This is a genomic window from Citrobacter sp. S39 (assembly GCF_009495675.1).
Taxonomy (GTDB): Bacteria; Pseudomonadota; Gammaproteobacteria; order Enterobacterales; family Enterobacteriaceae; genus Citrobacter; species Citrobacter freundii.
This window is the reverse complement of sequence record NZ_CP045555.1, coordinates 4,133,259-4,148,127: the sequence shown is the minus strand read 5'-3', so window position 1 is coordinate 4,148,127 and position 14,869 is coordinate 4,133,259. Positions and strand designations below refer to the sequence as shown.

Sequence of the window (14,869 nt, the reverse complement as noted above, 5' to 3'; positions counted from 1 at the left end):
ACATGACAAAAATTGTTGCTCGGAAATGGCTGGTTGCTGTGGGAGTGGCCTCTGCGCTGGCCGCATCGCCTGGCTGGGCCGCCAAAGACGTGGTGGTGGCGGTAGGATCCAATTTCACCACGCTTGACCCCTATGACGCGAATGACACGTTGTCGCAGGCGGTAGCGAAGTCGTTTTATCAGGGACTGTTTGGCCTTGATAAAGAGATGAAGCTGAAAAATGTGCTGGCAGAGAGCTATACGGTTTCTGATGACGGCCTGACTTACACTCTTAAGCTGCGTCAGGGTGTGAAATTTCAGGATGGCACCGACTTCAACGCCGATGCGGTTAAAGCCAACCTCGACCGCGCCAGCAATCCGGAAAACCGTCTGAAACGCTACAACCTGTATAAGAATATCGATAAAACCGAGGTTGTAGATCCGTCAACGGTGAAGATTACGCTGAAACAGCCGTTCTCTGCCTTTATCAATATTCTGGCGCATCCGGCAACGGCAATGATTTCTCCCGCCGCGCTGGAGAAATACGGTAAGGAGATCGGTTTCCACCCTGTGGGGACCGGGCCGTACCAGCTTGATACCTGGAATCAGACAGATTTTGTGAAGGTTAAGAAGTTCGCGGGTTACTGGCAGCAAGGGCTGCCAAAGCTGGATACGATTACCTGGCGTCCGGTGACTGACAACAACACGCGTGCGGCCATGCTGCAGACCGGGGAAGCGCAGTTTGCCTTCCCGATCCCTTACGAGCAGGCTGCGTTACTGGCGAAGAATAAAAACCTGGAACTGGTGGCCAGTCCGTCTATTATGCAGCGTTACATCAGCATGAACGTCACACAAAAACCGTTCGATAATCCGAAGGTGCGCGAGGCGTTGAATTATGCCATCAACCGTCAGGCGCTGGTGAAAGTGGCGTTTGCAGGTTATGCCACGCCAGCAACGGGCGTTCTTCCTCCGTCGATAGCCTATGCGCAAAGCTATACGCCATGGCCATACGACCCGGCGAAAGCGCGCGAACTGCTGAAAGAAGCAGGTTATCCGAACGGTTTTACCACCACGCTATGGTCTTCACATAATCACAGTACCGCGCAGAAAGTGCTGCAATTTACCCAGCAGCAGCTGGCGCAGGTGGGAGTTAAGGCTCAGGTAACAGCGATGGATGCCGGCCAGCGCGCGGCGGAAGTCGAGGGTAAAGCGCAGAAAGAGAGCGGGGTGCGGATGTTCTACACCGGCTGGTCTGCCTCTACGGGGGAAGCGGACTGGGCGCTGTCACCGCTGTTTGCATCACAAAACTGGCCGCCAACGCTGTTTAATACGGCGTTCTATAGCAATAAGCAGGTGGACAGTGATTTAGCGGCGGCCTTGCAAACTAACGATCCAGCGCAGAAAGCGAAGCTGTACAAGGATGCGCAGGATATTATCTGGAAAGAGTCGCCGTGGATCCCACTGGTAGTGGAAAAACTGATTTCGGCGCACAGCACCAGATTGACCGGGTTCTGGATTATGCCGGACACCGGATTTAGCTTTGATGATGCGGATTTAAAATAAGCTATTCATTCGGCCCCGCTAACCAGGGGCCGGCGAAGGGAGCGTGATGCTTAACTATGTTTTCAAGCGCCTGCTGGGGTTGATCCCAACGCTATTGATTGTTGCGGTGCTGGTGTTTTTATTTGTTCACCTGCTACCCGGCGATCCGGCCCGGCTGATTGCCGGACCGGAAGCTGACGCCGAGGTGATTGAACTGGTACGCAAGCAGTTGGGTCTGAACCAACCGCTGCATATTCAGTTCTGGCATTACATGACCAACGTGTTGCAAGGCGATTTTGGCACGTCGATGGTTTCTCGTCGCCCGGTTTCCGAAGAGATAGCCAGCCGTTTTATGCCGTCGTTATGGCTGACAATTGCGAGTATGGCATGGGCTGTGTTATTTGGTATGACGGCGGGGATCATTGCAGCCGTATGGCGCAATCGCTGGCCGGACAGGTTGAGTATGACGCTGGCGGTCACCGGGATCTCGTTCCCGGCGTTTGCGCTTGGCATGCTGCTCATGCAGATATTCTCCGTTGAACTTGGCTGGTTGCCAACCGTTGGCGCTGACACCTGGCTGCACTATATCCTCCCGTCTATTACTCTGGGCGCGGCGGTGGCTGCGGTGCTGGCCCGGTTTACCCGAGCCTCGTTCGTCGATGTGCTCAGCGAAGACTATATGCGTACCGCGCGGGCTAAAGGGGTGAGTGAGACCTGGGTGGTGTTAAAACATGGTCTGCGTAACGCGATGATCCCGGTGGTCACCATGATGGGGCTACAATTTGGCTTTTTGCTTGGTGGATCAATCGTGGTTGAGAAGGTGTTCAACTGGCCTGGGCTTGGGCGACTGCTGGTGGACTCCGTCGAAATGCGCGACTACCCGGTGATTCAGGCCGAGGTACTGTTGTTTTCTCTGGAGTTTATTCTTATCAACTTAGTGGTGGATGTGCTTTACGCCGCCATTAATCCGGCTATCAGGTACAAGTAAGGATGCGATTTTTTAACTGGCGCCGACAGGCGATTTTGAATGCAATGCCCCTTGTTAAGCCAGAGCAGATACGCACACCGTGGCATGAGTTCTGGCGTCGTTTTCGTCGACAGCACATGGCGATGTTCGCTGGGCTGTTTGTATTGCTCCTGATCATGGTGGCGATTTTTGCTCGCTGGTTGACGCCATTTGATGCCGAAAATTACTTCGATTATGACCGTTTGAATGATGGGCCGTCGATGCTGCACTGGTTTGGTGTCGATTCTCTGGGACGAGATATCTTTAGCCGCGTGCTGGTTGGCGCCCAAATCTCGCTGGCGGCAGGAGTCTTTGCCGTATTTATTGGCGCGGCGATTGGCACAGTGCTGGGGCTGCTGGCGGGATACTACGAAGGTTGGTGGGATCGACTGATTATGCGTATCTGCGATGTGCTGTTCGCCTTTCCCGGCATTTTGCTGGCGATAGCCGTGGTCGCCGTGCTGGGCAGCGGCATTGCGAACGTGATTATCGCCGTGGCCATTTTCTCCATTCCTGCTTTCGCGCGCCTGGTGCGCGGAAATACACTGGTGCTGAAGCAACAGACGTTTATTGAGTCTGCGCGCAGTATTGGTGCCAGCGATACGACCATCATTTTTAACCATATCCTGCCGGGTACGGTTTCATCGATCGTGGTCTTTTTTACCATGCGAATTGGCACGTCGATCATCTCTGCCGCGAGCCTGTCATTTCTGGGATTAGGCGCACAGCCGCCGACGCCGGAGTGGGGGGCAATGCTTAATGAAGCGCGTGCTGACATGGTGATCGCGCCGCACGTGGCGATTTTTCCGGCGGTAGCGATATTTCTGACGGTGCTGGCGTTTAACTTACTGGGAGATGGTCTGCGCGACGCGCTGGACCCGAAGATAAAAGGATAAATCACAGGCCGGATAAGACGTAATGCCTTATCCGGCCTACGGTTGAGTTACGCTTAATTAAACGCGTGAACCCCACAGATCGTATTCATCTGCGTTTTCGACCTTCACGCGGATGATATCACCAGGTTTCACCTTGGTTTCACCATTCAGGTATACCGCGCCGTCGATTTCCGGAGCATCAGCCATGCTACGACCAATTGCGCCTTCTTCGTCAACTTCATCAACGATAACCAGAATCTCGCGGCCCACTTTCTCTTGCAAACGTTCAGCAGAGATCTGCTGTTGCAATTGCATAAAGCGATTCCAGCGTTCTTCTTTCACCTCTTCCGGGATTTGATCCGGCAGGTCATTAGCGCCAGCGCCTTCTACCGGGCTGTATTTAAAGCAGCCCACGCGATCCAGACGTGCTTCCTTCAGGAAGTCGAGCAACATTTGGAAGTCTTCTTCCGTTTCTCCCGGGAAACCAACAATGAAGGTGGAGCGCAGCGTCAGTTCAGGGCAGATTTCACGCCACTGTTTGATGCGCGCCAGCTGTCTGTCTACGGAGCCTGGGCGTTTCATCAGTTTAAGAATACGCGGGCTGGCATGCTGTAACGGGATGTCCAGATACGGCAGGATTTTCCCTTCTGCCATCAGCGGGATCACGTCATCAACGTGCGGGTAGGGGTAGACGTAATGCAGGCGCGTCCAGATCCCCAGTTTTGATAACTGTTCGCACAGATCAACCATGCTGGTTTTGACCGGCTCGCCGTTATGGAAACCGGTACGATGCTTCACATCGACACCGTAAGCGGAGGTATCCTGAGAGATTACCAGAATCTCTTTCACGCCCGCATCGACCAGACGTTTGGCTTCGCTGAGGACGTCGCCAATCGGACGGCTCACCAGATCGCCGCGCATGGATGGAATAATGCAGAACGTACAGCGGTGATTACAGCCTTCAGAAATCTTCAGATAGGCGTAATGGCGCGGAGTCAGCTTGACACCCTGCTCAGGAACCAGGCTCAGGAACGGATTATGCTTTGGTTTGGGTACGTAATGGTGAACGTGCTCCAGAACCTGCTCGTAGCTATGCGGCCCGGTGATTTCCAGCACCTTCGGGTGGACTTCACGGATCTGATCGACTTTCGCGCCCAGACAACCGGTGACGATCACCTTGCCGTTTTCGTTCAGCGCTTCGCCGATTGCTTCCAGGGATTCCTGAACCGCACTGTCGATAAAGCCGCAGGTATTAACGATAACCATATCCGCGTCGTCGTAGCTTGGCACGACATCATAGCCTTCGGTACGAAGTTCGGTCAGGATGCGCTCAGAATCGACGAGGTTTTTCGGGCAGCCGAGGGAGACAAAGCCGATTTTCGGCTGGTGGGTTACATTGCTCATAGCGTAAAAAGTGTTCAGTTATTGGAATATTCAGGGCAGGGATTCTACAGAGTTCTGAACAAAAATTGTATCGCAATCTCATACCATCAGCGGCCTGCTGGGCGCGGAATTAAAGATTATTTGTAAATTATGTTAATTTTAGGTGATGGATTGATCCTGGACACGACTTTGTTCAAAAAATAACCATACTATTAAGTTGCACCATAGTTGGAAAGAGGAGGAACAAAGTATGGTTGTTGACAGACTGAGAACCGATCTTCTCAACAAATTGATAAACGCCCGTATCGAACTTGCCGCTTATCTGCAGTTGAGAAAAGCGAAAGGCTACATGTCAGTCAGCGAGAGCGATCGTCTGCGTGATAATTTTTTTGCACTGAATCGCGAATTGCACGAACAATCACAGCTTCACGGTATGCATCTTGATCAGGAAGAGTGGAATGCCCTTCATCGTGCTGAAGGGGCGTTAGCCGCCGCCGCTGTTTGTCTTATGAGTGGACACCATGATTGTCCAACGTTTATCGCCGTTAACGCAGAGAAACTGGAAAACTGCCTGACAACGCTGACGCTGAGTATCCAGAGTTTGCAATCTTACCCAACGCTGGAACACGTCTGAATCAGGGGGAGGGCACTCCCCCTTTTCGTTAAGATTATGTAAATATGACGGGGTGATTCCCCTTGCTGGCTACGCTTTATGCAGAGCCATTAAGGAGGTGTTATGCGTCGACTCTTTCTCTGTGCTATCCCACTTGCGCTATTTTCCTCTTATGCCGTCGCGGTAAAAGTGGAAGTGCTGCAAACCAAACTCGATCATCCATGGTCACTGGCTTTTTTACCCGATAACCGCGGTATGCTCATTACGCTCAAAGGTGGACAGCTTCGACTCTGGCAGCCTGATAAAGGGCTTTCCGACCCGCTGACCGGCGTACCAAAAGTCTGGGCGAATGGTCAGGGCGGATTGCTTGATGTGGTGTTAGCTCCGGACTTTGAACGATCCCGCCGGGTGTGGCTAAGCTTCGCTGAAGCCGGCCGCGAAGGCAAAGCGAGCACCGCGGTAGGCTACGGGCGATTGAGTGACGATCTCAAACACCTGCAAGGATTTCAGACCGTTTTTCGCCAACAGCCAAAGCTCTCTACCGGAAACCATTTTGGTGGACGTCTGGTGTTTGATGGCAACGGCTATCTGTTTATTGGCCTGGGGGAGAATAATCAACGCGCTACCGCCCAGGATCTGGATAAGCTGCAGGGCAAGGTCGTACGGCTGACCGATGAGGGCAAAATTCCACCGGATAATCCGTTTGTGAACATGGCGGGAGCGCGAGCAGAGATTTGGTCGTATGGCATCCGCAACCCGCAGGGTATGGCGATGAATCCGTGGAGTGATGTGTTGTGGCTCAATGAGCATGGCCCACGCGGAGGCGATGAAATTAATATCCCCGAGAAAGGGAAAAACTACGGTTGGCCTATCGCGACCTGGGGTGTTAACTACAGTGGTTTGAAAATTCCCGAAGCAAAAGGTCAAATTGTTGCTGGCACGGAACAACCCATCTTTTACTGGGAAAAGTCGCCAGCGGTCAGCGGAATGGCTTTTTATAATAGCGATACCTTTCCACAGTGGCGGCAGAAGTTGTTCATCGGCGCGTTGAAAGATAAAGAAGTGATCGTACTGAGCGTTAAAGGGAATACGGTCACTGAGGATGGTCGTCTGTTGCAGGAAAGGGGGCAACGGATCCGTGATGTGCGCGTCGGACCAGACGGTTATATGTACGTGTTAACCGACGAGTCCGACGGGGAATTACTAAAAGTGAGTCCCTGATTTGTTTAGCTAACCGGGATCATCACGATTTTTTGAAACGCCGGGCGCTCGGTCAGTTGTTGATACCAGCGTTCCAGATGCGGGCGCGAGGTCCAGCTCAGGCCAACGTTGAACAGGTTATAGATAAACGGTGCCACAGCGATATCCGCCGTGCCAAATTCAGCCCCGGAGAACCATGACTGGTCTGCCAACGCGTTATCCAGAATGGCAAACAGGTTATCGCAAACTTGCTTACTGGCCTCAATGGCCGCTAGATCGCGCTGATCGGCAGGTGTTCTGACCAGGCCAAATAAGATAACCCGATGCGCAGGGCTTAGCGTCTGATTTGCCCAGTCCATCCATTTTTCGCCGACGGCGCGCGCGGCCGGTGCGTCAATCCACAAACGTTTTTGTCCGTACTGAGCGGCCAGATAGCGGACAATGGTATTGGATTCCCACAGCACAACGTCCGTTTCATCATCGCGTAGCAACGGGACCAGTCCGTTCGGGTTTAGTGCCAGATAGTCGGCATCGCGGTTACCGCCATGCTGTCCGCCCGCCAGAATTTGGTTATACGGCAGTTCCAGTTCCTCGAGCGTCCACAATACTTTTTTTACGTTGGTCGAGTTATTGCGACCCCACAGTGTAATCATAGTAACCCCGCAAATTAATTGAGCAGCTTTATGGCTGCAGATGCCATCTGACTAGCTCACATGGTGGGGTAAACCTAATATTTACGCAACAAAGTCTAAAAAAATCGTGCCAGGAGCAGCGCAGCGCGGCGTTATTGCATAAACTTTAAAAACTTTACCAACTTACGGTTTCTTTAAGCTCGTTAGTGCGTTATTACTCACCGCACTTATTTTACACGTCATCCATCAGACTTTTTCTGCATGGGTTGGTCGAGGTCGCTTGGCCGGTTTTGTGTAAACACGGTGTGGTATGACGTGGTTTTTTGGAATGGATACTCGGGTGGCATTTATGACGCAATACTTCTCTTCACTTCGCAGCTTTGCTGCAGGTTCTGCACTCTTAATCCTTTTGGCGCCGACCGTACAGGCGGCGGAGCAACCGACGGCCCCGCCGAGCGTGGACGCGCGCGCGTGGATTCTGATGGATTACGCCAGTGGCAAGGTGCTGGCGGAAGGTAATGCTGATGAGAAACTGGATCCTGCTAGTCTGACCAAAATCATGACCAGCTATGTGGTTGGGCAGGCGCTGAAGGCCGGAAAAATTAACCTCAACGACATGGTCACCGTGGGCAAAGACGCCTGGGCGACCGGTAACCCAGCCCTGCGCGGTTCGTCGGTCATGTTCCTCAAGCCCGGCGATCAGGTTGCGGTGTCAGATCTGAATAAAGGCGTTATCATTCAGTCAGGTAACGATGCCTGTATTGCACTCGCTGATTACGTTGCCGGCAGCCAGGAATCCTTTATTGGTCTGATGAACGGCTATGCGAAAAAACTGGGGCTGACCAACACTACTTTCCAGACGGTGCACGGTCTGGATGCGGCAGGACAGTTCAGTACCGCACGTGATATGGCGCTGCTCGGGAAGGCGTTAATTCACGATGTGCCGGAAGAGTATGCTATTCACAAAGAGAAAGAATTTACCTTCAATAAAATTCGTCAACCGAACCGCAACCGTCTGTTGTGGAGCACCAACCTGAACGTGGATGGTATGAAAACCGGGACCACTGCCGGGGCGGGATACAACCTGGTGGCTTCCGCGACCCAGGGCGATATGCGCCTGATCTCCGTGGTGCTGGGGGCGAAAACCGATCGCATTCGTTTTAATGAGTCAGAAAAGCTGCTGACCTGGGGCTTCCGCTTCTTTGAAACCGTTACGCCGATCAAGCCGGATGCGACTTTCGTTACTCAGCGCGTATGGTTTGGCGATAAGAGTGAAGTGAATTTGGGTGCCGGAGAAGGTGGTTCTGTGACCATCCCGCGTGGCCAGCTCAAAAACCTGAAGGCCAGCTTTACCCTGACTGAACCACAGCTAACTGCACCGCTGAAGAAAGGTCAGGTTGTGGGCACTATCGACTTTCAGTTGAACGGAAAATCCATTGAGCAACGTCCGTTGATGGTGATGGAAGATGTGCAAGAGGGTGGTTTCTTTAGCCGCATGTGGGACTTTGTGATGATGAAATTCCACCAGTGGTTTGGTGGTTGGTTCTCTTAATCTTACCTATTGCCGGATGGCGCAATCGCCGTCCGGCAGTATCTCTTAATACTTCAGCGTGATACGTTGCGCTTTAGCGTACTCAACATACTCATCGTCAGGGCGGTTATCACTGATAATGGTATCAAAGCGTTTTAATTCCCCCATCCTCGCAGGTCGCACCTTGCCAAACTTGCTGTGATCGACCACCAAAACGTGATGCTGCGCCATCGACATTGCCCAGTGCTTCACCGGCAGTTCTTCCAGATTAAAACAGGTCGCGCCTTTCTCGATATGAACGCCTGCCGCGGAATAAAAGGCGATATCCGGACAGAGATTGTTCAGCGTTTCCTGGAAGTCGAGCGGTTTAAAAATCGCGTTACTGGCATGGAATTCGCCACCACACAGAATGACGCGGCATTGCGGTTTTTCCTGCAGCACCAGAAACGTATTCAACGAGTAGCAGATTGCGGTGAAGGGCAGTTCATTGTCGATCGCTTCAATGATCCACGGCGTGGTAGTACCGCAATCGAAAAAGATGGTCTGATGCGCCTGCACGAGACTCGCCGCCAACTGGGCGGCGCGACGTTTTTCATCAACCAGACGGGATTTTTGATCGCTGATTAAATAATGGTTAGCGCTGCGGGGTTCCAGAACAATATAGCCCCCGAGCAGCACGACGGGAGCATCATGATTATTCAGGTCGCGACGAATGGTCATCTCAGATACGCCCAGCAACGTTGCGGCTTCTTTGAGGTGTAATTTATCGCTGCGTTTCAGCGCCTGCAGTAATTGACCAATACGCTCGTCGCGTCGAGTTTCCATAGTTCCCCTGGAGAATAGAATAAGTGCTCAGTTTCGCGCTTAATACTACTCTTTTTACCGTGGGTTAGTCACGTACCCAACCTTTACGGATGGGGAGGGCGAAGCAGGCGCGATAGCAAGTTTGCAAGCTGAGGTACAGGGGCGCGCCAAAGCGCTGCCAGATCATCTGGGCGCTCAGACAGCCGATCAACCCAGCCAGTAATCCGCCCAGCATATCCAGCGGCCAGTGTACGCCAAGGTAAACCCGCGACCAGGCAATCGCCACGGCAACGACCATCAGCAGAGCGCCCGTCCACAGGCGATGCCAGAACAGGAAGGCCAGTGCAAAGGTAAAGATAACCGTACCGTGGTCACTCGGGAAAGAGTCATCTGCCGCATGATGCAGGAAGTTGTAACCAATGTGGTTTACAAACGGGCGATCGTGAGGGAACAGATGTCCCATCAGCCAGGAAATCGTCAGACCAACTATCAACGCAATGGCCATTTTGATGACCAACTGGCGCTGGAGCGTAACCTGACCGCGAGGTCCCCAAAGCCAGAGCACAACGGCTAGCAGCGGCACAATGCTGATCAGATCTTTGGCAATGAAAATGGAGAGCGAAATTGCCCATTGCGCAGAGTCGGGTGTTGCATTGATCAGGTAAAAAAGTGAGTTGTTCAGATTTTCCAGCATAACGTCCAGACTCAGTGTAATCGTTAAAAAGGCCCATGGGAGCGAGAGCATAAAATTGCTTTTACGGGATAAAAAGCGGTCTTGTCTTATTTGTCTGCTAAATGACTATTTTTAAGACAATTAATGAGACTTATTGAGCATGATAGCGGTCTCAACTTAAATTAACCTTAAAGCAAAATCTTCTTGAGCAAATGAATGTAAAAATGTGCGCATTTTGCTTTCAAATCACATAATTCACTATCACCAGTACGGCGCATTTATTACACTTTGCGCGATTTTTCTATAGCTAAGAGACTGCATGCAGAACCGTTTATCTTCAGGCGCCCGTTTGGGGCGTCAGGCATTACTTTTCCCTCTCTGTCTGGTGCTTTACGAATTCTCTACTTATATCGGCAACGATATGATCCAGCCTGGAATGTTGGCGGTAGTGGAGCAATACAATGCCGGATTAGATTGGGTACCCACATCCATGACCGCCTATCTGGCTGGCGGCATGTTTTTACAGTGGTTATTAGGACCGCTATCGGATCGTGTTGGGCGTCGTCCGGTGATGTTAACCGGCGTGCTCTGGTTCATCGTGGCCTGCCTTGCGACCCTGCTTGCACAGAATATTGAGCAATTTACTTTCCTGCGTTTTTTGCAGGGGATAAGCCTGTGCTTTATTGGTGCGGTGGGTTACGCCGCCATTCAGGAGTCCTTTGAAGAAGCGGTCTGCATAAAAATTACCGCGCTGATGGCAAACGTGGCGCTGATTGCGCCGTTGCTGGGTCCGTTGGTAGGCGCAGCCTGGGTACATGTTCTGCCGTGGGAAGGGATGTTTATCCTGTTTGCTGCTCTGGCGGCCATCTCCTTTTTTGGTCTGCAACGCGCGATGCCGGAAACGGCAACCCGGCTGGGTGAAAAGCTGTCGATTAAAGAGCTGGGCAAGGATTATAAGTTGGTGCTAAGGAACGTGCGTTTCGTTGCAGGCGCACTGGCGTTGGGTTTTGTCAGCCTGCCGTTACTGGCGTGGATTGCGCAATCTCCGATTATTATCATCAGCGGAGAACATCTCAGTAGTTACGAATATGGCCTGTTGCAGGTGCCGATTTTTGGTGCGCTGATTGCCGGTAACCTGGTGCTGGCGCGTCTGACTTCGCGAAAAACCGTGCGTTCGCTGATTATCATGGGCGGCTGGCCAATTGCCGTTGGCCTGATTATTGCCGCTGCGGCCACGGTGGTGTCATCTCATGCATATCTATGGATGACGGCGGGTTTGAGTATCTATGCGTTTGGCATTGGCGTGGCGAATGCGGGGCTGGTGCGCCTGACGCTGTTTGCCAGTGAAATGAGTAAAGGTACAGTTTCTGCCGCAATGGGTATGTTGCAGATGCTGATTTTTACCGTTGGTATCGAGCTGAGTAAACACGCTTATCTGCTGGGAGGCAACGGCTTGTTCAGCTTGTTCAATCTGGCCAGCGGCGTGCTGTGGCTGATTCTGATGGTTATCTTCCTGAAAGATAAACGGGTAGGGGATTCCCGGGAAGGCTAAAGCCCGGTTGCCCGGGCCTGGCAGAAACTTAGTGGTGATCGTCAATCTGATGTTCGATGATCATGCCTTCACCGACGCTGGCAACATGTCGCGCATAAGGATGTGCGCGATAAACAGGAGCCGGGGCTGGTGCCGGGGCAACATACACCGTTTGTGGCGCGGTAGTCACGTTGACCGCCTGCGGCACGCTGACGGAAGAGGGCACGATCACCACTTTATAACCGCTTGGTACATCAACGGTAACGCTTTGTGCAAATACTGACCCTGCAAAACCCAGCAACAATGTCGCCATCAGTACACTTTTCTTCATAATCCGCTCACCTGAAATATTCACTGGAAGTAATAATCCAGTGGGTTAATTTGAGGCGGATTATGAATAGATCATGCCATCATTTTGTTGCCGTCTGTGCTGAGGCGTTAATGCGTAAACGGTGCTTCATTCTTTAACACGCGGTCGATAATATCCAGGACGCCCTCTTCGTTGTTCGATCCCGCGCGATATTTCGCCGCCTTGATAACTGGCTCATGGGCGTTGGCCATTGCAAAACTAAATCCCGCCTGGCGCAGCATCTCAATATCATTTCCGCCATCGCCAAACACAACAACCTCATCGTCGTTAATATTCCAGCGTTGTTGCAGCAGCCGCAGACCATTTGCCTTATGCACGCCGGGAATAATTAAATCGATGCTGCCGTAGCCGGTATGCACCGGCACCATAATGTCGCCAATCGCCTCGTGGAGATCGGCCTGCACCTGTGGGATTCTGTCGTCGGAAATATTCAGCCCGAACTTGAAGAAAACGTCGTTAAGATTATCAAAATTATCTACAAATTCGAGACGATGATAATACATGGCGGAAACAGCTTTATGTTCATCGCTGTACTGCTTCAGCGTGTAGGCGCTGCTTTTACCACAGGCAATAATATCAATGTCCGTACGGGTGAGCAGATGTTCAACGATGGCCTGGAAATCATCCTTTGCCAGTTCGCCGTTAAAAACATCTTCACCTTCACTGACTACCCAACCGCCGTTTTCGGCAACAAATGAGATCTTACTGGCCAGTTCGGGGAAAAAGGAAATCAACTGATAATATTGATTGCCGCTGGCGACCACAAAGCGGATCCCTTGTTCTTTCATCTGGCGGTATTGCGCCATAAAGCGCTCACGGTTATAGGTTTTTTGGTCACTTAAAAATGTGCCATCCATGTCGACCGCAATTAATTTGATACTCATTAGCTGTTCTCCATCACCGTGGTATTTTTGAGATCCGGTTTCGCCACCGCTTTCGCGACGATGGCGGCAACGAGCACCAACGCCAGCACCACCAGCATAGCGCTGCGCAGGCCGTAGTGTTCACCCAGGTAGCCCAGCAGCGGCGGTCCAACCAGGAACGCCAGATAGCCGGTTGTTGCGACAACGCTGACGCGGGTTGGTGCATCGGGGCCGGTGTCGCTGGCGGCTGAAATGGTCAGCGGGAAGCCGAGTGATGCACCGAGTCCCCACAAAATAACGGAAACACCCGCCACCCAAGAGCTGTCGACAAAAATAATCAGGCTAATCCCGAGAGCGCCCATCAGCGCACTGGCGCGCACCACCGTGACGCGGCTGTAGCGGTCGATGAACCAGCCGCCAGTAAAGCGGCCAACGGTCATGCCCAGCGTAAATCCGGCATAAATCAGAGAGCCTGATGTTGGGCTAAACCCATGACCGTCCACCATCAGCAGCGGAAGCCAGTCGTTGGCGGAACCTTCAGCAAATGCCATTGCGAGCACCACGACGCCAATCAGCAATAACTGGATATCGCGATAAAAAGGCAGTCCTTTTTCACCGGAGGGAGAACCATCAGCGGCATTTTTACCCGTACCCTCAGGAATTGCTTTGATGGCGATAAAGATAGGAGTGATAGCTACCAGCGCCGCCAGCAGAATATGCGCGTTTGCCGGGACGCTGAAGGCGGTAAGCATCATCCCGACTCCTGCGCCCGCCAGCGTTCCCAGGCTGTAAAAACCATGCATCATCGGCAGCACGGTTTTATTCATTTCGCGTTCAACCGCCGCACCTTCGACATTGATGGCCACTTCTGCTGCGCCAAAGCTGGCGCCAAACACGGCCAGACCAAATGCGAAAAGCCAGGCGGAATGCAGCCAGAGCGCCACGCTGAGGATAGCCATCCCAATGACCGCACATGACATGGTAGTGCGGATCACTTTGCGCGTGCCAAATCGTTTCACCAGCCAGGCCGAACAAAGAATGCCACTCATCGAACCAATAGAGAGTCCAAACAGCACCGCGCCCATTTCGGCGGTAGAGATGGAGAGAATATCTCTGATGGCAGGGGTACGCGTTGCCCAGGAGGCCATTAATAATCCTGGTAAAAAGAAGAACGTGAACAGCGCCCAGGTGCGACGTCTTAAGGCTTTGCGTGATGAGATGCCAGTCATGAATTCGAGCCAAAGAAAAGAGGAAAGAAGACAACATTAGCAAGGTTGTGTACATTTGTACACAAATGCAAGAAGAGGAAATGCAGTGCGACGTGCAAACGATCCGCAGCGGCGGGAAAAAATAGTTCAGGCCACCCTTAAGGCGATAGTAATCCATGGTATTCATGGGGTTACACACCGTAAAATCGCTATGATTGCCGAGGTGCCACTGGGCTCAATGACCTATTATTTTGCAGGAATAGATGATCTGCTGTTGGAGGCATTCAGCTGTTTTACGCATACTATGTCTCAGCAGTACCAGGATTTTTTTGCCGACGTTGCTGATGCGCAGGCGGCCTGCCATGCGATTACCGATATGATTTACGGCTCCCAGGTCACAACGCCTGATAATATGGAGCTTATGTATCAGCTGTATGCTTTCGCCAGCCGTAAACCAGCGTTGAAAACGGTGATGCAGAACTGGATGCTACGCAGCCAACAAACGTTAGAGCAGTGGTTTGATCCGGTTACGGCGCGGGCGCTGGATGCGTTTATTGAAGGAATGACGCTGCATTTTGTCACGGATAAAAAACCGCTGCAGCGAGAAGATATTCTGATGATGGTGGAGCGTATTGCCGAATTGCCGCAGAGATAAAATCC

The 14,869-nt window shown here is 52.2% G+C and carries 15 protein-coding genes; 8 read left to right on the top strand and 7 right to left on the bottom strand.

Annotated elements, in window-relative coordinates:
• Positions 1 to 2 precede the first annotated feature (2 nt).
• From gsiB to gsiD, 3 genes are read left to right on the top strand one after another with little or no spacing between them, the layout of a single operon-like run.
• Positions 3 to 1,541, top strand: a complete 1,539-nt coding sequence (gene gsiB / locus GFB57_RS19880; RefSeq protein WP_003035297.1) for a glutathione ABC transporter substrate-binding protein GsiB — start codon at positions 3 to 5, stop codon at positions 1,539 to 1,541.
• A gap of 46 nt (positions 1,542 to 1,587) precedes the next feature.
• Positions 1,588 to 2,508 carry a glutathione ABC transporter permease GsiC gene (gene gsiC, locus GFB57_RS19875; protein WP_003035300.1) on the top strand — a complete coding sequence of 307 codons (921 nt, stop codon included), beginning with the start codon at positions 1,588 to 1,590 and terminating at the stop codon, positions 2,506 to 2,508.
• Between the two features lie 2 nt (positions 2,509 to 2,510).
• Positions 2,511 to 3,422 carry a glutathione ABC transporter permease GsiD gene (gene gsiD / locus GFB57_RS19870; protein ID WP_003035302.1) on the top strand — a complete coding sequence of 304 codons (912 nt, stop codon included), beginning with the start codon at positions 2,511 to 2,513 and terminating at the stop codon, positions 3,420 to 3,422.
• Positions 3,423 to 3,479: 57 nt separating this feature from the next.
• On the opposite strand, the gene rimO is transcribed toward gsiD, so the two are convergent.
• Positions 3,480 to 4,805: a 30S ribosomal protein S12 methylthiotransferase RimO gene (gene rimO / locus GFB57_RS19865; protein WP_003035305.1), complete on the bottom strand. Its 1,326-nt coding sequence runs from the start codon at positions 4,803 to 4,805 to the stop codon at positions 3,480 to 3,482.
• A 229-nt stretch (positions 4,806 to 5,034) separates the two neighbouring features.
• Here rimO and bssR point away from each other — a divergent pair, with 229 nt between their 5' ends.
• Both bssR and GFB57_RS19855 read left to right on the top strand, forming a co-directional pair.
• Positions 5,035 to 5,418 (top strand): biofilm formation regulator BssR, encoded by a 384-nt coding sequence (gene bssR, locus GFB57_RS19860; protein WP_003035308.1) that lies wholly within the window; start codon positions 5,035 to 5,037, stop codon positions 5,416 to 5,418.
• Positions 5,419 to 5,520: 102 nt separating this feature from the next.
• Complete coding sequence (locus GFB57_RS19855; protein ID WP_003035311.1) at positions 5,521 to 6,618, top strand: PQQ-dependent sugar dehydrogenase; 1,098 nt, start codon at positions 5,521 to 5,523, stop codon at positions 6,616 to 6,618.
• 5 nt (positions 6,619 to 6,623) lie between these two features.
• On the opposite strand, the gene GFB57_RS19850 is transcribed toward GFB57_RS19855, so the two are convergent.
• Positions 6,624 to 7,250 carry a glutathione S-transferase family protein gene (locus GFB57_RS19850; protein WP_003035313.1) on the bottom strand — a complete coding sequence of 209 codons (627 nt, stop codon included), beginning with the start codon at positions 7,248 to 7,250 and terminating at the stop codon, positions 6,624 to 6,626.
• Between the two features lie 328 nt (positions 7,251 to 7,578).
• On the opposite strand from GFB57_RS19850, the gene dacC reads away from it, so the two are divergent.
• Complete coding sequence (dacC, locus tag GFB57_RS19845; RefSeq protein ID WP_003035316.1) at positions 7,579 to 8,781, top strand: serine-type D-Ala-D-Ala carboxypeptidase; 1,203 nt, start codon at positions 7,579 to 7,581, stop codon at positions 8,779 to 8,781.
• A gap of 45 nt (positions 8,782 to 8,826) precedes the next feature.
• Here dacC and deoR read toward each other — a convergent pair whose 3' ends face one another.
• Entirely contained in the window at positions 8,827 to 9,585 is a 759-nt protein-coding gene (gene deoR, locus GFB57_RS19840; protein WP_003035319.1) for a DNA-binding transcriptional repressor DeoR, read from the bottom strand.
• 64 nt (positions 9,586 to 9,649) lie between these two features.
• The gene (gene ybjG / locus GFB57_RS19835; RefSeq protein WP_003035322.1) at positions 9,650 to 10,258 is read right to left on the bottom strand and encodes an undecaprenyl-diphosphate phosphatase; all 609 of its coding nucleotides are present in this window, start codon (positions 10,256 to 10,258) and stop codon (positions 9,650 to 9,652) included.
• A gap of 298 nt (positions 10,259 to 10,556) precedes the next feature.
• Here ybjG and GFB57_RS19830 point away from each other — a divergent pair, with 298 nt between their 5' ends.
• Complete coding sequence (locus GFB57_RS19830) at positions 10,557 to 11,789, top strand: MFS transporter (RefSeq protein WP_003035325.1); 1,233 nt, start codon at positions 10,557 to 10,559, stop codon at positions 11,787 to 11,789.
• A 28-nt stretch (positions 11,790 to 11,817) separates the two neighbouring features.
• On the opposite strand, the gene GFB57_RS19825 is transcribed toward GFB57_RS19830, so the two are convergent.
• The 3 genes from GFB57_RS19825 to GFB57_RS19815 form a co-directional block, all read right to left on the bottom strand.
• On the bottom strand, positions 11,818 to 12,099 hold the full coding sequence (locus GFB57_RS19825) for a hypothetical protein (RefSeq protein ID WP_003035330.1): 282 nt from the start codon (positions 12,097 to 12,099) through the stop codon (positions 11,818 to 11,820).
• Positions 12,100 to 12,206: 107 nt separating this feature from the next.
• Positions 12,207 to 13,022 carry a Cof-type HAD-IIB family hydrolase gene (locus tag GFB57_RS19820; RefSeq protein ID WP_290366897.1) on the bottom strand — a complete coding sequence of 272 codons (816 nt, stop codon included), beginning with the start codon at positions 13,020 to 13,022 and terminating at the stop codon, positions 12,207 to 12,209.
• Positions 13,022 to 14,230 (bottom strand): MFS transporter, encoded by a 1,209-nt coding sequence (locus GFB57_RS19815; RefSeq protein ID WP_003035338.1) that lies wholly within the window; start codon positions 14,228 to 14,230, stop codon positions 13,022 to 13,024. Before GFB57_RS19815 ends, GFB57_RS19820 begins: the two co-directional genes overlap by 1 nt.
• An 85-nt stretch (positions 14,231 to 14,315) precedes the next feature.
• On the opposite strand from GFB57_RS19815, the gene GFB57_RS19810 reads away from it, so the two are divergent.
• Positions 14,316 to 14,864, top strand: coding sequence for a TetR/AcrR family transcriptional regulator (locus GFB57_RS19810; RefSeq protein WP_003035341.1), 549 nt, complete (start codon positions 14,316 to 14,318; stop codon positions 14,862 to 14,864).
• Positions 14,865 to 14,869: the final 5 nt, after the last annotated feature.